The organism is Sporosarcina sp. FSL K6-1540 (assembly GCF_038620285.1).
Classification (GTDB): domain Bacteria; phylum Bacillota; class Bacilli; order Bacillales_A; family Planococcaceae; genus Sporosarcina; species Sporosarcina psychrophila.
The window spans coordinates 3728007-3749606 of record NZ_CP152018.1 but is presented as its reverse complement, the minus strand read 5'-3'; the positions used below and the strand labels follow the sequence as shown (position 1 = coordinate 3749606).

Here is a 21600-nt window from a genome sequence, read left to right as displayed (position 1 = left end):
GTTAATTTGACTTTACGCAATGCAGAATGCTTTTTACTATTTCGAAAGGGCTTCTTCGTGCGCTTTCGCAAACTCTTCAGGTGTCATTTGATTCCCAAAAAGTGCTTGAATCGCATCTAAATGCACTTGTGCTACACTTGGACTCATTTGAACGTCAGCAAACATAGTAATATTGCTTGCTGAATTAAGTTCATCCAATATATCGATATACATTTGTGGCAGGTCTAAGGATCCAGCATCCACTTTTGATGCTGGAATAACGCCAGCTTTTGTGACAGATTTCTCGCCCCATTGTTTAACAAAAAATGCGGCAAATTCTTTAGCTTCTTCTTTTACATCAGAATCTTCTGCAACAAATAATCCAACCCCAGGTCCCCCAATAAAACTATTCATATCTCCCTTCCCATCCACAGTTGGAAACTTGAGATATTCTACAGAATCTCTAAATTCTTGAGGTACATCTTCATTTGTTGTGTAATTTGGTAAATCCCATGTTGCAATTAAATACATTGGTGCTTGTTCATTCATAAACATACTTTTCGCTTCTTCATCAGAGAGACCATTAAATCCTTTGACAAATGCCCCCATATCGACAAGGTTTTGTACTTTTTCTGCTGCTTCAATTAATGCTGGATCCTCGAAAGTACCGGATCTATCGATCGCTTTATTAAGGACTTCAGCACCACCAATTCGGTCTGCTAGATACATATACCATAACGAACCTGTCCAAGGATCTTTGTTACCTAAAGCGATAGGTTGTATTCCATCTGCCTTAAATACATTAATTACATTTTCTAGTTCCTCAAATGTTTCTGGTGCTTCGAGATTATGCTCTGCAAACATAGTTTTATTATAATATATTGTCGCAATGTTCAACTCTAGTGGAAGACCGTAAGTCACCCCATCTATTGCATAAGCCTCTACAGTTCCTGGAATGAATGTATCGCTTAATTCTTTATCAATAAGATCATCTAATGGAGCAAACATATTACCACCTACATAGGGTTCTAAAAATCCTGCTGCCCAAGTCATTCCAACGTCTGGTAATTCTTTAGATGTTGATAGAACCTTTAACTTATCTTTGTATTGCTCATTGCTTAACACTTCTAAATCAATTTTGACACCTTCATGTTCCTTTTCAAAATCAGCAATAATTTCACTTACAATTTCATGATGCTGTTTAGAGCTCCCCTCGGGCCATAGATGCATAAACTTTATTTCAGTATCACTAGATGTTTTACCTGAATCTGAACAACCTACTAATAATAAAGTCAAAACAAAAGTGGATAACAGAATTGTAAACGCTTTCTTTTTCCTCATTATTTATCTCCCCCAACTCAAGTTTTTGAAACAACAATATTCAGATTGTTGTATGCATTTTCATTATAGCAAACAGGAAGTTGTTAGTCTAGTGGATGAACAAAGTTTTTTTCTACCTCTATTTTTGTGATTTTCAATTGTGTTTTTCCCCCAAAATAGGAAAAGGACGTTATAATTCTTTCCACAAAAGTTAGGTAGACACTCAAATCAGTTGAATACGAAGTTGTATCTAATCAAGTTTTTATTTGTTAGAATGAAAAAAAAGAGAGAAAGAGTTGAATGGAATGAAGATGGATGCTAATCAAACTTGGAATCATCATGTAGTCAAAAAAGGCAATAAATCTTTAGTTTTAGATAAAATTAAAAATAACTCCCCTATTTCAAGGGCTGCTGTTGCAAATCAAACTGGTTTAAACAAAGGAACCGTCTCATCCTTAGTGAGCGAATTACTAGAGGATCACTTAATCTATGAGTCTGGTCCAGGTGAATCTAGCGGCGGGAGAAGACCTGTCATGTTATTATTTAATAATTCAGCTGGCTATTCGATAGGAATAGATCTAGGGGTGAATTACTTACTCGGCGTTTTAACTGACCTAGACGGAAATATTTTTCAAGAGAAAGTAATGACTTTTAAGAACCTTTCTTATAATGAAATTGAAGAACAATTATTTAACACCATCGATTCCCTAATTTCTTCTGTGCCACCTAGCCCTCACGGAATCGTTGGAATCGGTGTTGGTGTACCGGGAATAGTTGATAATAGTGGGGAAGTTTTGCTAGCGCCAAATCTAAACTGGACAAACGTTAATTTAAAGTCAATTTTACAAAAAAAATATAACCTTCCAGTCATTATTGAAAACGAGGCAAATGCTGGTGCCTACGGAGAGAAGAAATTTGGTGCTGGAAAAGAGTTTGAAAATATCATTTATGTAAGTGCTGGGATTGGAATAGGTGTCGGACTTATTCTTAATGGTTCTTTGTATAAAGGGTCCAATGGTTTTTCTGGTGAGCTTGGCCATATGACAATACAAGTTAATGGTTCTAAATGTCGTTGTGGAAATGATGGTTGTTGGGAATTGTATGCGTCAGAACAAGCATTAATCAATAACGCTGGACTGTTAGATATCCCCCTCCCTTCTAACAAAGAAGGCGACTTAAATAATTTATTAACTCTCGCAGAGAATGGCAATAAAGAGGTTATCAAACTATTTGAACAAACTGGGGACTATTTAGGTGTAGGCATAAATAACATTATTAATATCTTTAATCCACAACAAGTGATTATTGGTAATCGGATGGCCTCTTCTAAAAAGTGGCTAGAGGAATCTTTGAATACAAGAGTAGCTAACCAAGCTCTATGGTTTCAACGAAGTGATTTACAAATTGATTTTTCGGAGTTATCCACACTCTCGTCCGCATTAGGCGTAGCTGCTTTTTCAATAGAAAACTTTTTAAGTGTTAGTATCCAACAAAGAAGTATAATTCAAATTTAAAGTAGTAGTAACGGCAAACCTTTTGTTACTTTAGTCATTCGTTAATCAACTATCACTAATTTGCTAATCCAATTAACTAGTGTATTATCTAATATAGTATTGTGAAAATTGCTAATTAATGATTTCATTTATTTATTAATCCCATTACTCCCCTGCCAATAACTGTCGGATTATTGATAAACAATAGGTCATTAATTAGTATTTTTATAATTGTATTTAACCTTTCTCCATTTTGTAAGCACTTACATGCATTCACTATTTTTCAGGGTGCTCAGATTTGGTGAAAGATAAAAATTATGTAAAGGGTGAATTAAAATGACAATCATTCGGAATCCAATTTTACCTGGATTCAATCCAGATCCAAGCATTTGCCGCGTAGGAGAAGATTATTATATTGCCGTTTCTACCTTTGAGTGGTTCCCTGGAGTGGGTATATATCATTCCAAGGATTTAAATAATTGGAGATTAGTTTCAAGGCCCCTTAATCGATTAAGCCAATTAAATATGATGGGAAATCCTAATTCAGGGGGTGTATGGGCCCCCCAACTCTCACATAGTGACGGTAAGTTTTGGCTAATCTATACGGATGTGAAGGTAACAGAAGGACAATGGAAAGATTGCCACAATTACCTTGTAACCAGTGAAACTATTGATGGAGAATGGTCTGAGCGTACTTACTTAAACAGCTCCGGCTTCGATCCATCATTGTATCACGACGAAGACGGTAGAAAGTATCTAGCGAACATGTACTGGGATCATCGTATCGATCATCATAATTTTTATGGTATAGTTCTTCAAGAATATAACGTCGAGGAACAAAAACTAGTTGGAGAATCTAAAATAATTTTTAAAGGGACAGATATCAAATTAGTTGAAGCCCCTCATATATATAAAATCAATGATTATTACTACTTATTAACAGCAGAGGGTGGTACAAAATACGATCATGCTGCCACGATCGCACGATCAAAAAATCTTTGGGGACCATATGAAGTGCATCCCGAGAATCCATTGATTACATCATGGCCATATCCTAGAAATCCACTTCAAAAGTCTGGACATGCTTCAATTGTTCATACACATACAGATGAATGGTTTTTAGTACACTTAACAGGCAGGCCCTTACCAAGAGAAAACCAACCATTGTTGGATGATCGAGGCTATTGCCCACTTGGACGGGAAACTGCCATTCAAAGAATGGAGTGGAAAAATGATTGGCCATATGTGGTTGGGGGTAACGGACCGTCCCTTGAAATTGAAGGACCTGATATCGAAGAAGTAAAATGGAAGAATGATTATGATGAGAAAGATGACTTTGATATTGATGAATTAAATAATCATTTTCAATCACTGCGTATCCCATTAGGCGAAGATATTGTTTCACTAAAAGACAATCCTGGCCACCTGCGACTATACGGAAAAGAATCCTTGACTTCAAAGTTCACTCAGGCTTTTATAGCTAGACGTTGGCAACATTTTAACTTTACTGCAGAAACGAAAGTGAACTTCACTCCAAACTCTTTCCAGCAATCTGCAGGACTAGTCAACTATTATAATACAGAAAACTGGACAGCACTTCAGATTTCCTGGCACGAAGAGAAAGGTAGAATCCTTGAACTCAGCACTTACGATAACTTTATATTTGCTCAACCGCTTCAAGGTAAAGAAATCGTCATTCCAGATACTATAGAATATGTTCACCTCAGAGTTGATGTAAAAACCAATTTTTACGAGTATTCTTATTCCTTTGACGGAGTGAATTGGACTGTTATACCTGTCAAATTTGCGTCACATAAGCTTTCTGATGACTATATCAAAGGTGGAGGCTTCTTTACTGGTGCATTTGTCGGCATGCAGTGTCAAGATACATCAGGTCAGAATCGACATGCTGATTTCGATTATTTTATTTATAAAGAAAGGATATAAAGATTCCTGTATTTAAACTGAGTGGAAGCAAATATCACCCCAAAAAGACATGTGTTCCAATAGGAATCACATGTCTTTTTTGATTGAGTAAACACAAACAGAAGTATATAAACTATTACATCACAATGACATGAAGCACGAATGAACTATTTTCTCATTGTCCTTCGATTAAATTAAGCTTTGCGATGTTTTGGGATAACAAGCCCTTTCCTTGAATCATTTGATAATACTGGGTTTCGATTATCCTGGAATCTAGGATATAATATCAGTACTATATAACAACGTATTATTATTAAGTTTTTATAAATCTATATATTGTATAACTGGGTACCTAAATAAACTAAGTAAAGGTGCTTAAAAGGTGTAGCTTAAGCCCTAAGAGTTGCGCCGAAGCTCCTTGACTTAGCGTCGGGGGAAAATCCCCCATGTCATAGTAAATTCAATGGGATTCAATATTCCGCATATCAATATATATATAATATTCCCCATATTTCATGTTACTGGACCTTCACTTCTTTTCCATTTTCAAGATTAATAGACTTTCCGTTGTGTGAGATAGTTAACGCCTCTCCCTCTATTACCAAATAAGTTACTTCAGTTCTATCCATATGGATTTTTAGTAGCCTGCCTAGATATTGTAAATAAAAACCGAGTGAATCCCATTCACTAGGAAGAGAGGGTGTTAATGAAAGCCCCCCTTCTTTCACTCGTAAACCAGCAAATCCATAAACGATTGCTAGCCAAGTCCCACCCATATTGGCCATATGAAGGCCATCTTTTGTATTTCCATGTGTATTATCCAAATCTAGGCGAACCGTTTCATTAAAATAATCATATGCTTTCTTTTCGTAGCCTAGTTTGGAAGCCATTATGCTAAATACACAGGAAGATAATGATGAATCATGAGTGGTGATTTGTTCGTAATAATCGTAGGATCTTTTAATTGTTTCGAAATCTTGTTCATCTTCTAGCAGAAAATGAGCCAAGACAGTATCTGCTTGTTTGCATACTTGATATCTATAAAGTGTTAACGGATGATAATTCAATAAAAGTGGGAACTTATCTTTCGGAGTATTCTCTAAATCCCAACGCGCTTTTTGCAAAAAACTATCGTCCTGAGCATTGATTTTATAAGTTTCATCATATGGCAGATACATTTTTTCACCTGCTTCAGTCCATTTGCTTACTTCTAATTCTGTCAGTTCTAACCTTTCAGCTAATTGTTTTAGATGATTACCATCCTCTTCTTTTAACAGATAATATACTTTAGCAGCCCACAGTAAATTATGTTTTGCCATGACATTCGTATAATAATTATTATTCACAACGCATGTATATTCGTCTGGACCAGTTACACTATCAATTCTAAATAAGCCATTTTTCATGTGACCAACATCACCCCATAAACGTGCAGTTTCAAATAGGACTTCTGCCATATACTCTTTTAAAAATGCCTCGTCCTTCGTTACTAAATAATATTGAATATAACTATATGCGATATCTGCACTTATATGATACTGCGCAGTTCCGGCAGGGAAAAACGACGAGCTTTCCGGACCGGAAATCGTTCTCCAAGGGAATAAAGCCCCTTTTTCATGTCCCATCTCCATAGCTCTTTCCTTAGCACTCCCTAAAATAGAGTATCTATGAAGTAATAAGTTTTTCGCAATTTCAGGGCTCGTCATTAAGAATACCGGAAACATATAGATTTCAGTATCCCAGAAATAATGCCCTTCATAACCTTCACCAGATAAACCTTTTGCTGCAATATTACTTACCGGATCTTTGCCGACTGATTGTAAAAGTTGAAAGAGATTAAAACGAATGCCTTCTTGAAGCTGTGCATCACCATCAATCTTCACATCGGATTTACTCCAGAAATTATCTAGATATTCTCTTTGCTCCAGTAAAAGATCTTCAAAAGAAGATCCTTTAAGCTGCCGTTGAATAGCAATTGCATTTTCAATAACTGTTTCTCCATGTCTGAGTGTATCTGTATAAACATTGTATTTTGTAAATTGCACTGTTTCATCACCAACGCATGAGTAAGTCTCTTCTACGTAATTATCTGCGGTTTTACTTTCATACATACACTTTCCAGATTCAATCACAGAAGAAGTAACACAAGCCACTTCAAGCTTGGTAACATAGGTACTATTTTTTACTATGCTAAATTCTTTTTCTTTTCGAACTTCCGTTACATGTAGTCTTTTAGCATGACCTGAGGCTACCCGGGGGTCATTTTTATCAACAAAGTTAGAGACATCGCCATTAACAGTCGAAACAATTTTTAGCTGCTGAATATGGCTTAAAGGCTCTATATTAATATCTACTGCAAATAATTCCCTTCTAACAAAAGAAATGAGTCGTTTAAAATGGATTTTAACTTCTTTTCCTTTAGGTGATCTCCAATGTACAATTCGTTCGGCAAAACCCGCATCCATATGCAGATTTCGTTGGACATTAATTACTTCTCCTTCAAACATAGAAAATAGTTCGTCATCCAAATAAATATGTATAAATTGCCCATCAATGACATTCAGGATCTTTTGCTGTGTTTCTGGAAACCCATGCAACTTCTCTCCATAATTTATTTCTGTTTCATCATGAAAAGCATTTATATATGTACCTCGAATCGATTTATATGTATCCTTATAGCCCTCCTCGAAATTCCCTCTCACACCTAGATACCCATTGCCTAAGGACAAAAGACTTTCATTTAGCAGTAAGTTTTCATTATCTAACTCTGACTTCGTTAATTTCCACGTCATTGATATATCACTCCTTAGTCAATTAATATTTGTATGAAGATTTAAATTTCTTTATTCAAATTTGATTAAATTATATTTTCTCATTATATCGTTTTACAATTTCTTCAAAAATCAATTCAGACGTATTTCCTACTAGATAGTCTGCATGGGATAAATGTTCTAATGCACCAACGCCAACAGAAAACATATTTGCTTTATTAATTGCCTCTACACCTACGGCTGCATCTTCTAGACCGATACATTCAGAGTAGGGAATATTCAAGAAGTCCGCTGCTGTTGTAAACGTTTCAGGATTAGGTTTTCCTTTCGTTACTTTTGTAGCATCTACAACGTAATCAAAATAATTTGTCAATAAAAGTTTCTCTAATACCTTAAGTGCATTTTTACTAGCTGAGCCAAGCGCAATTTTAATATGCTGAGCTTTGATTTTCTTCAATAGACTTTCAATGCCAGGCAATATATAATCTGGATTTATCAAGTCTATAAACTCCAAATAATGGTCATTCTTTTGATTTGCCAGTCTTAATCGCTCCTCATAAGACAAGCTTCGCGAGGAGGGGGTCAATTCCAAAATACGCTCTAAAGATTCCATACGACTTATTCCTTTAAGTTGTTCATTAAACTGTCTATCCATCGATACACCAAGTTCCTGTGCAAGCTTTTGCCACGCCAAAAAGTGGAACTCTGCTGTATCTGTGATAACGCCATCAAGATCGAATATAAAAGCTTTTGGGTAGTGTGTCATGTCTTACTCCCCTTTCTTTTTAAGTAATTATATCGGGATTTGGCAGCTTCTTTACTTACGTAACGCCTTGACACTTTCCCGTTCGAGTAACTGATAGTCGACATAAATATGCTTCTTATCTAGTTTGTTTTCCATCAAACTTTGTAGCAACTGCGCTGAAAGCCTTCCGATTTCAATGAAATCCTGTCGAATTGTAGTAAGTTTCGGTTGGGTATAGCCACTAAGTACTAAATCATCAAACCCAGTAATAGAAATATCCTCAGGAATTCTTAATCCTGCTTCTTTTACTGCCCTCATTACACCAAATGCCATCAAATCACTAAAGCAAAGAAACGCTGTTGGTTGTTTAGTTTGCAGATACTTTTCCGCCAAAATATACGCTTGCTGCTCGGAAAATTGAGCATAAAGCACGTCTTCATCACACATCTCCAAGTCATTTTCTTTAAAAGCTTCCTGAACTCCTTTAATCCTCTCTGCATTTACATCGGTTTCTTTTGTCCCCGCCACGATAACAATGTCTCGATGATTGCGTTCTATTAAGTAACCAGCAATCTCTCTACTAGCTTTGGCGTTGTCAATAGAGACACTGCCAATCAATCCATTGTTCATATCTGTCATAATGTCGACAATCACACAGGGGATATTGGTATCGATTAGTTCTTTATAATATGGATCATCAGTGCGTATTCCCTGTAAAATCGCACCACCAATATTTCGCTCCCGACAATATTGAGCATAACTTTTTTGTTTCTGCTTCAATGAATCTATTAGAAAAATCGACAATTCATTTTGACTTTCTTCAACAGCGGTATACACTCCTTTGAATATATCGAATGCGTTGTTATCTTTTTCATTATTGTTAAGAACGCCAGATGAAATCAATCCAATAGTCATTTGCTTTTTTGATGATAAATTTTTGGCTACAACATTAGGTGTATAATTCAATTCTTTTGCGATAGCGAAAATTCTTTGTCGTGTTTTTTCACTAATATCAACATAATTATTGAAAGCTTTTGATACGACACCAATGGATACACCTGCTTTTTTTGCAACATCTTTTATTGTAGTCATTTTAGAATCACTTCCTTAATTAGTTAATATTAATAACGGGCAATCGCATTATCTATAGAGTCGAACCCGATAATGCTCCCATAAAACCCGAAAACACTTGCATTCTCTTTCCCACTGCAAGAACGAATTTATTTCACTGCTCCTTCCCCAATACCTTTAATAATATGTTTTTGTGCAAGTACATAGAAAATTACAACTGGAATGATTGTCAACATCAATCCCGCCATTGCTAAATTCCACTTAATCGTAAATTCGCCAAAGAAATAAAAAGTTGATAGTGGTATTGTTCGAAGCCCCTTGTCAGTAAGTGTTAGGGACGGTAATAGATAATCATTCCAAATATTAATAACGTTTAGGATCATCACAGTAACAGTAATCGGTTTCAACATCGGGAAAATGATTTTCCAAAAGACCCCAAACTTTGAAGCTCCATCAATCGTAGCTGCTTCTTCCAAAGTGATTGGAATAGACTTAATAAAACCATGATATAGAAAGACAGAAATACTTGAACTAAATCCAACATGCATAAAAATTAAACCTTCACGAGTATTGAACATTGGAATGTGTAACGTATTCGTAATAGTACTCATGAGTTGCATTAAAGGCATCATCAATGTTTGGAAAGGTATAAGCATCGTTGCTATAAAAGTCATGAAAATAATTTTGCTCAACTTATTGTCCGTTCTAGCTAACATCCATGCAGTCATCGAAGATAAAACAACAATAATCACAACTGAGAAAATAGTAATATATAATGAGTTTCCCAGCGCAGTCAAAAAATTCATCTTTTCCATAGCTTCTAGATAATACTGAAAACTGAATTTCCCAGGCAATGCAAGTGCATTTTCATAAAGTTCACGGCGATCTTTAAATGAGTTTACAATGATTATGTAAATGGGAGATAAGAAGAAAAGTGCTGCCAATAAGAGTAATACTTCTTTTGTAATTCCTCGTATTTTTTCCATCACATCTCTACCTCCCGCTTCTTCGTAATATAGACTTGAGTCAGTGTAATAGCAGCAACAACAAAGAAAAATACAATTGCTTTCGCTTGACCAAATCCATAATTACCATAACCAAAAATTTCATTATAAATATTCATCGCAAACATTTCCGTCGAATTAGCTGGGCCACCACCTGTTAAGGACAAGTTTACATCATAAATTTTAAATGCTGATGAAAGAGTTAAAAATAAACTGATTGTAAAAGCTGGCATTAATAAAGGAAAAGTGATTTTTCTAAGTCTTTGCCACCCATTTGCACCATCAATTTTAGATGCTTCGACTACGTCATTGGGAATACCTTGAATTCCCGCGATATAAATGATCATGATGTATCCCGCCATTTGCCATGTGAAAACGAGAACTAGGGCATATAATGCATAATCAATATCGATTAGCCAATTAAAAAATACATTGTCTAGTCCAGTCACTTTACCTATCAATGTAAATACATCCAAAAAGATAAATTGCCAAATGTATCCTAGTATTAGTCCACCGATCAAATAGGGCATAAATACCATTGTACGTGCCATATTTGCAATTCTGAGTTTGGATGTCACCAGTAAAGCAAAAGCTAGTCCTACCACATTTACTGAAATAACTGCTAAAAATGTAAACAATGTCGTTTTCCATGTAGATGCAAGAAAACGTGTGTCACCAAATAACTTGATGAAATTATCAAATCCTACAAATACTTTTTGGTTTGCTGCAATCCCATCCCATTCGAAAAAGGAGTAGTAAATTCCTATTAAAAAAGGAATAATCACTACCGTAACAAAAATTAGCAATAGCGGAGCAGTAAATAATATGTACCACCCTTTATTATTTTTTCCTGGCATGTAACCACCACTTTCTAGTAGTTTGTCTATCTTTCAACTAGTTAATAAAGGAAGATAGATTATAAAAATCTATCTTCCTATTCATGATAACTATGATGTTATAGTGATATTATTTCACTGCGTTTTTCCATGCTCCATCCATTTTTTGAATGAATTCATCACCTGTCATATCTTTTGACAAGAAGAATTCTTCTGCAGCTGGCGCAAAATCATTCGGAATAATATTAGCTGGGAAATAATTTAGTGCCCAAGGTATTGTTTGACCACTATTTGAAGCTTTTAATACATCTTGAGATAGTGGATCTAAATTGCCTGCATCGATATTTGTCAAAGCAGGAACAAATCCGAATTCCTCAACAATGTATTGATGACCCGTTTCAGTTGTAAACATCCAGTTCAAAAAGTCATTTGCTGCTTTAACTTCAGCCTCATCTTTTTCCCCATTAATCGTCCAGTTGTTACCGACTCCAACAGCCAATTTATCATTGCCCATTAATGGGAACGGTAACATGCCTACTTCAAAATCCACATCGAAATCAGACAGCATCCCCCACGCCCAGTTACCTTGATGAATCATTGCAGATTTACCAGCAGCAAAGTCACCTACTTCTTTGTCATACGTTACATCCAATGGACTTACCGTATTCGTTTTAATAGCATCCATAAATTTCCCAAACTCTTGGAATTCTTTCGTGCCTGCCATCGTAACTCCACCATCTGTCAATTTATCGATGAACTCGTAATGATCGTTTTGCAATGCGAAAGGATAGTTTGCAATATGGCCAATTAAGAAATAAGCTTCTTTAGAAAGACCAAAACCATTAATATCTTCAGCTTTAAACTTTTCTAATGTACTTACAAAAGATTCATAGTCGGCAACGTCTTCAGGTTTAACTAAATCTTTGTTGTAAACCATACCAAATCCTTCGACGCCATATGGAACACCAACGATCTTATTATCAATTTCTAATTCCATTCCAGGAGCAATGTGTTTTACATATCCTTCAGAAGTCATATCGTAAGCATACGATTTTAGTTTTTCAGCTTCTGTCACATTTTGAAGACTAAAAATAGACGGACCTTGATTACTGTTCAGACGAATTTGTAGTTGTTGGAAGTAATCATCACCTGTTGTCCCCCAGACTTCCACTTCGACGCCTGTTTCTTTCGTATATTCTTTTGTCAGTGCTTCCAACTGATCTGATATTTCAACCTTACTTTGGAAAATCGTGATTTTTTGAGCTGCTGATTTTTCAGGCTCTTTAGTACTTTCTTCCGATTTTTCACCATCTTCTTTTCCACTACTACATGCAGTTAAAAGAAGTAATAAAGCTATTAGCAATAGACTACTAATCTTTCTTTTTTGATGCTTCATTTAATTTCCCCCTCTTATCATTTGAATTTTTATAGTGAATAAAATGAATAATCATTTTATAACTACCAACATTTAATACACCCTTTACTAGTTATCCTGCATTAGTTAGCTTTATATGCAGAGGATGCAGGTCCTCCATCGAGTGATATTTCACTCTGTTAAACCAAATGGTATTTCTATAAAATCATCACACTCATGAATTTCACCAAAAACCTCAAATATTATGCTCTCCTTGTTTTCTACCTTTACTGACAAGGTAGATTTTGTTATTGAAATAGTAACCTGCTGAGCCTGCCAATGAATCGTAAACTTCATATGATGCCAATGTTTTGGTATTCTTGGGTTTATTCTCAGTCTTCCATCGACAAGCCTGATTCCAGCAAAACCAAAGATTGCTGATTTCCAAATACCACCAATAGAAGCGGCATGAACACCATCATCTGATGTATTCATCAGTGGTCCTAAGTCGATTTCACTAGATTTTTTAAATAAAGAATAGGCTAAATCAATGTCACCAATATCATTTGCTACGATTGCGTGTGTCGCCAAACTTAGCGATGAATCATGTAATGTCTTCGGTTCATAATAATTAAAATTTGCTCGTTTAACAGCTTCTGAAATGCGTTCATCATCATTTAAAAAAGTTTGTTCTAACAAGTAAAACAAGATTAATGTGTCCGCCTGTTTCGTAACCTGCAATTTATTTATTTGTTCCGAATTATAATCTCGATAGATACCTCTAACTTTCTCCTGATTTTTATATTTCGCGAGATCAATTTCTTTTAACAGTAAATACGTATCATCTTGCGGTATTACTAGATCTTCTTCGCGCGGTTCTGGTAAATAGATTTTTCCTGCTTTATCCTGCCAATGTTGATATGCTTTATCCAAATTCAACTTTTTGGTTAGTTCTTTTAAACACATCGGGTTTTCCATTGTTAACTTTTCATAATAGCGGATTGCTAGTTTCATATTGAAATACGCCATATAATTCGTAAAGGCATTGTTATCTACATGTTCTTTGTACTCATCCGGACCAATTACATCATTGATATGATATTTTTGTTTTTTCTCGTTCCACTCAAGCCGACTTGCCCAAAACGTTGCTGTATCAAAAATAATCTCATAACCATAGTGGTCCATGAATCCCTGATCAGCTGTAACATTATAGTATTGATAAACAGCAAAGGCGATATCTGCAGTAATGTGCTGTTCGATAAATCCTGACCAAATTTTCGTCTGATTTCCAGTAACGATATCAATATCTCCCCAAACTGGCGTTACTTCTCCATCTGTCGGCCAGGCTACTTCCCACGGATACATCGCACCAAGGTAACCATTTTCTCTAGCTTTTTTCCTTGCTCCTACTAAACCATGGTAACGATAGGTTAATAGCGATTTTGCAACTTTGGGATTAGAATAGATGAAAAATGGAAGAATGAATAATTCTGTATCCCAAAACGAATGTCCTTTATAACCTTCTCCACTTAACGCTTTTGCTGCGATTCCCATTCTGTCATCGTGTGCTGGTGTCATAATGGTTAAATGGTAAAGCGAAAAACGCAATGCAAGTTGATCAAAGTCATCATCGCTATTAATCTCGAAATTATATGCTTCCCATATCTTGTTCTGCCACGTCTCCAAATGTGACTGAAAAAGTGTATCATATCCTTTTCCGGAGCTGTCTTGTAAATCTTGTAATGAATGGTCGCGAAGTTGTTGTATATTGTATTCAGCTTTTTCGAATTCCTTATCTCGGCTAGTGAACACTGTTGTTATTTTTTCTATTTCCAGTTTATCAGTAGGCTGAAGACTGAAATCATAAGTCAACCATACTTTTCGACGATCCATATTCATCTCAGGAACTTTGATTCTTTCCTCATCATTAACCGTAATTTTATGAGTTGTGTTAATTACAACATCAATTTTAGATTCATTAGTTGTTTGGACTAACTGAATGAATTGCTTATCAAAAATTCTTCGTTCACCTTCAAGAAAATGTTGTGATCCAGAATTGCTCATTTGTGCATTAATACCGGAATCAAGGGAAATTCGAACTGGATCTGTAAGACTTTCAACCATCATTTTCATCCCAATTAAATGTAAGTTATCCAGTGAAACAAACCGTCTAAAATGGAATCGTAATTCTTTTCCTCTTGGTGAAGTCCAGTCAAAATACCTTGTCAGCTCAGCCGTTTTTAGATTTAATTGTCGCTGGTAATTCTTCGTTTCTCCAAATTCAAGGCTAAAACGTTCACCATCTATCCGTATATCAAACCTTGTAACATCCGCTAAATTTGGTAACTCCGTAACTTCATTTTCCTCAGCTCTATTAAATGTTCCATTTATAAGCAAATTTCTTTTGTCTTTTATGTATGGCTCTTCAGTAGTAGATCTCAATCCCATATATCCATTTCCAAGATACATAATTGATTCACTTTTCCCTAATGTATCAGGAGAAAACTCAACTTCGGAAACAACCCAATTCTTGAGTTCTCCTTTACCTTGCGAATAATTCATCATACAATGAAAGTCCTCCCTTCAGTGAATACGCTTTCATTAATTCACGAAAACGTTTTAGTTTTAAACTAAAAAAATATACGCTTTGATTGAGATGCTCAATGTGACCATTTGCGAAATCGTTTTAGATTTTGTTTAAAAACTAATATATGAGCTTACAACGAATTATAGAACCGATATTCTAAATTGTCAATCAATTTATTTTGATTTCTATGATCCTTTAGTCTACTAGTAATCTGTTCGAAAGGAATATCTATCGATTCATTGACTTCAAAAAAGTTGCTATCCCCTATGACAAGGAAATCTTGCCCATAAGTTCTAACAACTTTATATCTACTAATTCAAAGTTTCCTTTTCAACATTCCCAGTTTCTACTTGCCTCCTCATTACGAGTCAGAAGTTAACCCCTCTACTACCGTCATAACTGCCTCTTTTAATTTCAATAAAAGCGCGTCACTTTCAACTTTTGTCGCGCCCTTCACTCCAAAATAGAACTTAATTTTCGGTTCTGTTCCAGATGGACGGATGGCGAACCATGCACCATTAGACAATATAAATTTAAGAGCATTCGCGATAGGTAAATTGAGTGGCCGCCGATCCCCCGTTTCAACGATAACAAAATGTCCAGATGAATAATCTTCAATGATTGAAAGGGGTTTGGTAAACTCTTTTACAAATGATGTCGACCGGAAATAATTCACGATTTCATCAATTTTCGCCATTCCAGTCTTCCCTCTTAGCGTTATCGATTCTAAACTTTCTTGATAAAAGCCGTGCTCTTCATACAGTTCGTGTAGTCCATCCAATAATGTTTGGCCTTTTACTTTATAACGAGCGGCCACTTCAGCAATTAAAACCGATGCTTGGACAGCGTCTTTATCCCGTACGAAATCGCCAATCAGGTAGCCATAGCTCTCCTCATAACCAAATAAGAAAGTTGACTCTGCAGTTTCTTCAAATTCTAAGATTTTTTCACTTATAAATTTAAACCCTGTAAGGACGTCCATCGTTTTAACACCATACTTGTCTGCAATCGCCCTACCAAGTTCTGATGTGACGATTGTTTTTAAAACAACACCATTTTTCGGCATTGTATCGCGGTCCGACTTATCTTCCAACAATGCATTTAATAGTAATGCACCAATCTGATTACCTGTTAAAAAAACATATTCTCCTTCTAAATCCCGTACTGCAACTCCCATTCGGTCTGCATCTGGATCAGTAGCTATGAGTAGATCCGCTTTCACTTTATAGCCATATGTAAGTGCCATTTCGAAGGCTTGTGATTCCTCCGGATTTGGGTACTTAACGGTTGTAAAATTCGGATCTGGAATTGCCTGTTCACTAACTATGGTTACGTCCGAGAAGCCTGCTACCTCTAGTCCTCTACTAACTAATTTGCCCCCTGCTCCGTGAAGTGGAGAATATACAATCGATAGACCTTTATCCGGCTCTCCGCCTAAAAGTATTCCATTCAAATGCAATACATACCGGTCGCTCATTTCATGATTCAAATAAGTAAGCAATCCCTCTTTTAAGAGAATAGCCTCTTCCGCGACCTCAACCGAAAATAGATCATTAATACTCTCCGTATGAGCAGTAATCGCATTTGCGGCTTCTAAAGTTACTTGTCCACCATCTTCTCCGTATACCTTCAGTCCATTGTATTCTGATGGATTATGGCTTGCTGTAATGACAATGCCCGAAAACGTATTCAACTCCCGCACTGCAAAGGATAACAATGGAGTAGATTGAAGTTCATCAAACAAATAACAACGAATGCCATTAAACCCAAGGACTTTCGCCACTTCAAGACCAAATTCCGCAGATTGATGCCTCGGATCATAAGCAATTACGACGCCCCTATTTTCTGCAACCTCCCCGCAGCTTTTTATATATAAAGCAAGCCCAAGTGCCGCTTTCCTAACAGTGTAGATATTCATCCGATTCGTACCAAACCCCAGTTCTCCGCGCAAGCCAGCCGTGCCGAATGAGAGATTTTTATAAAAACAATCTTCCAGTAATTCTTTATTATTTTTTTCACCCAGAAGTTGTTTCTTTAGTGCAACTTCTAAATCACCATAATTAAACCATTTTGCTGCTCCATCTTGCCACGCCACATGAATAACCTCCCAAAGTCATTTGAATGCACCACTACGTTCATATGCTACAGAACCCCTACAAATTGTCAACTCGACTGAACCTTCTTGCCCTAGAACAACAACATCAGCATCTTTACCAGTCATTAATGATCCTTTTCGTCCTGATAGCCCTAAACGATTCGCTTGGTTTATTGAGGTGATTTGCAGTTGTTCATGGATAGACAACTCTAGCCACTTGGCGAGGTTCAATCTAGCGCTATTCATCGTCAGTATGCTTCCAGCCAAAGAACCAGTCGACGTTAATAAACATTTGTCGTCGCGCACAGTCACTTCCTGGCCGCCCAAATCATACTCCCCATCTGGCATCCCTTTCGCACGCATCCCGTCAGTTATGACTAGTACTTTTTCAAGCCCTTTCATTTTCACAATGAGTTTCATTAAATCTGGATGAAAATGAATGCCATCTGGAATAATTTCAACATGGATATCGTCCTGTAAAAGAACTGCTCCAACAACTCCAGGATCACGATGGTGCATTCCTTTCATGCCATTAAACAAATGCGTTGCATGGCTAACCCCGTGTGATATGGCATGAACCGATTCATCATAGGATGCATTTGTATGACCCATCGATGGAATCACATTGGTTTTGTTAAGTTCAGTTAGAAGTTCAAAATCGTTATCCAACTCCGGCGCATATGTGATGATTTTAATAGAACATCCAGATAATTCCTGCCATTCTTTAAATAAATTAGCATCCGGCGTAATAATAGCATTTTCTGGTTGGGCCCCTTTTTGTGTTTTATTAATAAAAGGGCCTTCTAAATGAATACCTAGCATTTCCGCGGTTCCCGGATCATTGCTTTCTACTCGATATCTCCCAAGACTTTTTAGCGTTTCACTAGTATAAGAGACTGGGTTCGTTATGGTTGTTGCCAGGAATGAGGTCGTCCCCTCTTTTGCTAGAGCCAGCGCAATTCCTTCAAAAGCTTCCTGTTTACCATCCATAAAGTCAAACCCTGCCGCGCCATGAACGTGAATATCAATCATACCTGGAATCACATATTGTTTCCCTTTACAATCGATTACTCGATCCGCCGTAGCCAAAGAGGGGAAATCTCCCATTACACCAATAGACTCGATTTTTTCTTCTTTAATATGTATAAACCCTTCGTACAATACACTATCTTCCAAAACTAGTGTAGCATTAATTAAATATAAGTTTCCCAAGAATAACTTCCTTCCATACGTTCAGTCTAGTATTGCAATATAAATCGACACTCATTCAATTATGCACAATCACACTTATCCTCTTTCGATTCTATCGACCAACATCTGCTCAACAGCCCACTCTACTTTTTCTGCATTAATGTGACCCGTTTTTTCTTCCAGCGCATTTAGAACACCAATTGATAGTCCATATTTGATTAAGGCTGCATCTTCTAAACCACGGGCTATTCCCGCAGCAAACCCCGCAATTACGGAATCACCAGAACCTACAGGATTAATCGCCTTAATCTTAGGGGCCTTTGCTCTGTAAAGGGTCTTGTTATTTTTCACAATTGCGCCATCCGCGCCTAGCGTGACAACAACCCAAGGGATATCTGTAAATAGCGTTGATTCTAGCGCTTCCATAATTTGTGTTTCATCAAGAGACGTTTGACCAAGTAAATCTGCAAGTTCTTCCTCATTCGGTTTAATTAAATAAGGCTTATGTTCACTTGCTACTAGTGCTGTTAATATAGCCCCATTTGAATCTAGTAAAACCTGGGTATCATATTGGTTGCAAATCTTCACTAATTCAACATAAAAATCCGTCGGCAAGCCTTTTGGCAGACTTCCAGATAGTGTTACAATCTCAACCTGTTCTGCATATTCAGTAAATTTATCTAAAAAAAGTGCCGCTTCACCTACTGATATTACTGGGCCAGTTTCTAATATCTCCGTCTGTTTTCCTTCATGGATTACAGCTATGCAATTGCGCGTTTCACCATCTATCGGAACAAAAAAATCTTGAATTCCAATTACCGCAAGTTGCGTACGAATGAAATCTCCTAAGCTACCACCTAAAAAGCCCGATGCAGCGACATCTTCGCCTAGTTGTTGCAATACCCGTGCTACATTCAACCCTTTTCCGCCCGCAGTTTTAGATACATCTTCGACCCTGTTTACCGTATCAAGCAATAAGTTATCAAGCTTATAACTAATATCTACTGCTGGATTTAATGTAATCGTTAATATCATCGTATACCACTCCATTCTCAATAATACATTACAAAGTTTACCCCTGTATACTCAAATGGAGTGAGAATATTCTCTCACTCCACATCGTCATGCTTTTCCGTCACTCATGCACATGATTATTTTCTCTTTAACTGCGTTCCTCATAGCGTCTTTAGCTGGTTTCATATACTTTCTTGTATCTGTTTCATTTGGATTTTCTATTAAATACGTGCGCAATGCTTCAGAGAACGGGATCTTTAGCTCCGTCGAAATATTTACTTTTGCACAACCAAGTGAAATACATGTTCGAACATCCTCTTGTGAAATTCCCGAAGCACCATGAAGCACAATTGGAATTTCTACTAAGTTTTTTATCTTTTCTAGACGATCAAAGTCAAGATTCGGTTTAGTCTCATAAAGACCGTGACCTGTGCCAATCGCAACAGCGAGTGAGTCAATACCTGTTCTCTCAATAAATTCTTGTACAGTATCTGGATCTGTATACGCTGCATCTGCTGCTTCAACAATAATATCATCTTCTTGCCCAACTAATTTCCCTAGTTCAGCTTCGACAGTCGCACCATATTTGTGAGCTTCATCTACTACTTTTTTAGAGAGAGCAATATTTTCTTCAAAAGTACCATGTGATCCATCCACCATGACCGCTTTTACACCTAACTCAAGCGATTCTACAATCGATTCAACTGTTTCATGATGATCTAAGTGCAATGCAATTGGTATATCATTGCTCTTTGCTGCTACTTCAGCAATTGCTTGAATATATTCACGACCACCATAAGCCATCGTTCCAGGAGTCGCCGCTAGGATGACGGGCGATCTTAATTCAACTGCTGCCTCAATGACCACTTGGATTGTTTCTAGATTATGAATATTAAAAGCAGGAACAGCATACCCTTCTTTTCTAGCTTTAATGAGCATTTCTTTCGTGTTTTGTACGTATCCCATCACTTTTCCCCCTAGTTATTCCATTAATGAATTGAATCGATTTGATAACTGGATAACTTATTTTTTATAGTCGTAAATAGTAACTCCTTTAACGACACGGCTAATCGCTCCATCCGGACTCGGATTGTCTGGTGTGATTCCTAATTGAATTGATTTTTTCAATGCTAGAGCTTGGGCGAAAATGATATACAATAATGCAAGATGGAAGTCGCTTGAAAGTGATTCTGTGCCAGTATTTACTGAAATAACCCAGTCAGCTAGTTTTTCAACTTCTTCATCCTTCGTTTCAGTAAGTGCTACAATTTTCATGCCAGATTTTGCTGCCGCTAATTCCCGTAAAATATCCAGATCGTATTTTCTTGTATAGGGATCTTGTGACATGAATAAAACGACTGCTGATTTGTCATTCAAAATTGATTTCGGACCATGACGGAATCCGAGTGATGATTCGTGGATTGCAACAACTTGTCCACCGGAGAGTTCAAGCATTTTTAAAGCTGCTTCATGTGACAGTTGAGCAAGTAAACCTGAACCTAAATATGCAATTCGTTCAAAATCAAATCCCAATACTTCATCAACAGTGTTCCCTAGTCTTTCAATTAACTGTTCCGCACTAGTAATAACTTGTGTTGCTACTTCTTTCGTAAAGACATCCTCAGTAAACAACACATAAGCAGCAATGGTCATACTCGTGAAACTACTTGTCATTGCTAATGATTGATCATTTGCTTTTTCAGGCATTAACAGCGTAATACTTTTGTCATCGCCTTGAATATTTTTCGCTAATTGTCCATCCTTATTACATGTAATAACAACTTGATAAAAGTCAGTAACAATCTCTTGCCCTAATGTAACAGTCGCAACACTTTCCGGGCTATTACCGGACCGTGCAAATGACACCAAGATTGTTGGTATCTCTTTAAATAAGTATTCTGTTGGATTGGAGACAATATCAGTTGTTGGGATTGATTCAAATTGGACGTTTTGTTGATTTTGTCGTGCTAATTCTGGAACTAAAGTGTCGCCAACAAATGCAGATGTACCGGCACCAGTTAAAATAACTCGAACAGTATCATGTTTTTTGTAAATGGATGTAAGAAATCCTTTAAATGTTTCTTGCTGCTCTAATAAATCTGTAACCAGTTCCTTCCATACAACTGGCTGTTGATGTATTTCCCTTGACGTATGTACCGCATTGCTTTTCTTAATTTGGTCTGAAGTTAGATTAAACATTTTTAACATCCTCCA

The 21600-nt window shown here is 36.7% G+C and carries 15 protein-coding genes; 2 read left to right on the top strand and 13 right to left on the bottom strand.

What is annotated here, in order from left to right; genetic code table 11:
- Positions 1-36 precede the first annotated feature (36 nt).
- Positions 37-1320, bottom strand: a complete 1284-nt coding sequence (locus tag MKY15_RS17595; protein ID WP_342538123.1) for an extracellular solute-binding protein — start codon at positions 1318-1320, stop codon at positions 37-39.
- A 290-nt stretch (positions 1321-1610) separates the two neighbouring features.
- On the opposite strand from MKY15_RS17595, the gene MKY15_RS17590 reads away from it, so the two are divergent.
- Positions 1611-2813, top strand: coding sequence for an ROK family transcriptional regulator (locus MKY15_RS17590; protein ID WP_067213924.1), 1203 nt, complete (start codon positions 1611-1613; stop codon positions 2811-2813).
- Between the two features lie 315 nt (positions 2814-3128).
- Positions 3129-4739, top strand: a complete 1611-nt coding sequence (locus MKY15_RS17585; protein ID WP_342538122.1) for a glycoside hydrolase family 43 protein — start codon at positions 3129-3131, stop codon at positions 4737-4739.
- Between the two features lie 497 nt (positions 4740-5236).
- Here MKY15_RS17585 and MKY15_RS17580 read toward each other — a convergent pair whose 3' ends face one another.
- The 12 genes from MKY15_RS17580 to MKY15_RS17525 all read right to left on the bottom strand — a co-directional run bounded on the left by MKY15_RS17580 (position 5237) and on the right by MKY15_RS17525 (position 21585).
- On the bottom strand, positions 5237-7510 hold the full coding sequence (locus tag MKY15_RS17580; RefSeq protein ID WP_342538120.1) for a glycosyl hydrolase family 65 protein: 2274 nt from the start codon (positions 7508-7510) through the stop codon (positions 5237-5239).
- 70 nt (positions 7511-7580) lie between these two features.
- The gene (gene pgmB / locus MKY15_RS17575; RefSeq protein ID WP_338652509.1) at positions 7581-8255 is read right to left on the bottom strand and encodes a beta-phosphoglucomutase; all 675 of its coding nucleotides are present in this window, start codon (positions 8253-8255) and stop codon (positions 7581-7583) included.
- Positions 8256-8306: 51 nt separating this feature from the next.
- On the bottom strand, positions 8307-9326 hold the full coding sequence (locus tag MKY15_RS17570) for a LacI family DNA-binding transcriptional regulator (protein ID WP_340764606.1): 1020 nt from the start codon (positions 9324-9326) through the stop codon (positions 8307-8309).
- A 128-nt stretch (positions 9327-9454) separates the two neighbouring features.
- Positions 9455-10291: a carbohydrate ABC transporter permease gene (locus MKY15_RS17565; protein WP_338652511.1), complete on the bottom strand. Its 837-nt coding sequence runs from the start codon at positions 10289-10291 to the stop codon at positions 9455-9457.
- Entirely contained in the window at positions 10291-11166 is an 876-nt protein-coding gene (locus MKY15_RS17560; protein WP_342538119.1) for a sugar ABC transporter permease, read from the bottom strand. The genes MKY15_RS17565 and MKY15_RS17560 overlap by 1 nt, the downstream gene beginning before the upstream one ends.
- A gap of 109 nt (positions 11167-11275) precedes the next feature.
- Complete coding sequence (locus MKY15_RS17555) at positions 11276-12541, bottom strand: extracellular solute-binding protein (RefSeq protein WP_342538118.1); 1266 nt, start codon at positions 12539-12541, stop codon at positions 11276-11278.
- A gap of 150 nt (positions 12542-12691) precedes the next feature.
- The gene (locus MKY15_RS17550; protein WP_342538117.1) at positions 12692-15064 is read right to left on the bottom strand and encodes a glycosyl hydrolase family 65 protein; all 2373 of its coding nucleotides are present in this window, start codon (positions 15062-15064) and stop codon (positions 12692-12694) included.
- A gap of 383 nt (positions 15065-15447) precedes the next feature.
- Positions 15448-17181, bottom strand: coding sequence for a phospho-sugar mutase (locus MKY15_RS17545; protein ID WP_342538116.1), 1734 nt, complete (start codon positions 17179-17181; stop codon positions 15448-15450).
- An 18-nt stretch (positions 17182-17199) separates the two neighbouring features.
- Complete coding sequence (gene nagA, locus MKY15_RS17540; protein WP_342538115.1) at positions 17200-18393, bottom strand: N-acetylglucosamine-6-phosphate deacetylase; 1194 nt, start codon at positions 18391-18393, stop codon at positions 17200-17202.
- Between the two features lie 75 nt (positions 18394-18468).
- On the bottom strand, positions 18469-19407 hold the full coding sequence (locus MKY15_RS17535; RefSeq protein ID WP_342538114.1) for a hexose kinase: 939 nt from the start codon (positions 19405-19407) through the stop codon (positions 18469-18471).
- Between the two features lie 87 nt (positions 19408-19494).
- On the bottom strand, positions 19495-20352 hold the full coding sequence (gatY, locus tag MKY15_RS17530; RefSeq protein WP_187047615.1) for a tagatose-bisphosphate aldolase subunit GatY: 858 nt from the start codon (positions 20350-20352) through the stop codon (positions 19495-19497).
- A 57-nt stretch (positions 20353-20409) separates the two neighbouring features.
- Positions 20410-21585 (bottom strand): SIS domain-containing protein, encoded by a 1176-nt coding sequence (locus MKY15_RS17525; protein ID WP_342538113.1) that lies wholly within the window; start codon positions 21583-21585, stop codon positions 20410-20412.
- Between the last annotated feature and the right edge of the window lie 15 nt (positions 21586-21600).

What these genes read in the sequence shown, in the direction of transcription:
- MKY15_RS17595 (WP_342538123.1), bottom strand. Translation starts at nt 1,320, where the DNA reads ATGAGGAAAAAGAAAGCGTTTACAATTCTGTTATCCACTTTTGTTTTG.
- MKY15_RS17590 (WP_067213924.1), top strand. Translation starts at nt 1,611, where the DNA reads ATGGATGCTAATCAAACTTGGAATCATCATGTAGTCAAAAAAGGCAAT.
- MKY15_RS17585 (WP_342538122.1), top strand. Translation starts at nt 3,129, where the DNA reads ATGACAATCATTCGGAATCCAATTTTACCTGGATTCAATCCAGATCCA.
- MKY15_RS17580 (WP_342538120.1), bottom strand. Translation starts at nt 7,510, where the DNA reads ATGACGTGGAAATTAACGAAGTCAGAGTTAGATAATGAAAACTTACTG.
- pgmB (WP_338652509.1), bottom strand. Translation starts at nt 8,255, where the DNA reads ATGACACACTACCCAAAAGCTTTTATATTCGATCTTGATGGCGTTATC.
- MKY15_RS17570 (WP_340764606.1), bottom strand. Translation starts at nt 9,326, where the DNA reads ATGACTACAATAAAAGATGTTGCAAAAAAAGCAGGTGTATCCATTGGT.
- MKY15_RS17565 (WP_338652511.1), bottom strand. Translation starts at nt 10,291, where the DNA reads ATGGAAAAAATACGAGGAATTACAAAAGAAGTATTACTCTTATTGGCA.
- MKY15_RS17560 (WP_342538119.1), bottom strand. Translation starts at nt 11,166, where the DNA reads ATGCCAGGAAAAAATAATAAAGGGTGGTACATATTATTTACTGCTCCG.
- MKY15_RS17555 (WP_342538118.1), bottom strand. Translation starts at nt 12,541, where the DNA reads ATGAAGCATCAAAAAAGAAAGATTAGTAGTCTATTGCTAATAGCTTTA.
- MKY15_RS17550 (WP_342538117.1), bottom strand. Translation starts at nt 15,064, where the DNA reads ATGATGAATTATTCGCAAGGTAAAGGAGAACTCAAGAATTGGGTTGTT.
- MKY15_RS17535 (WP_342538114.1), bottom strand. Translation starts at nt 19,407, where the DNA reads ATGATATTAACGATTACATTAAATCCAGCAGTAGATATTAGTTATAAG.
- gatY (WP_187047615.1), bottom strand. Translation starts at nt 20,352, where the DNA reads ATGGGATACGTACAAAACACGAAAGAAATGCTCATTAAAGCTAGAAAA.
- MKY15_RS17525 (WP_342538113.1), bottom strand. Translation starts at nt 21,585, where the DNA reads ATGTTTAATCTAACTTCAGACCAAATTAAGAAAAGCAATGCGGTACAT.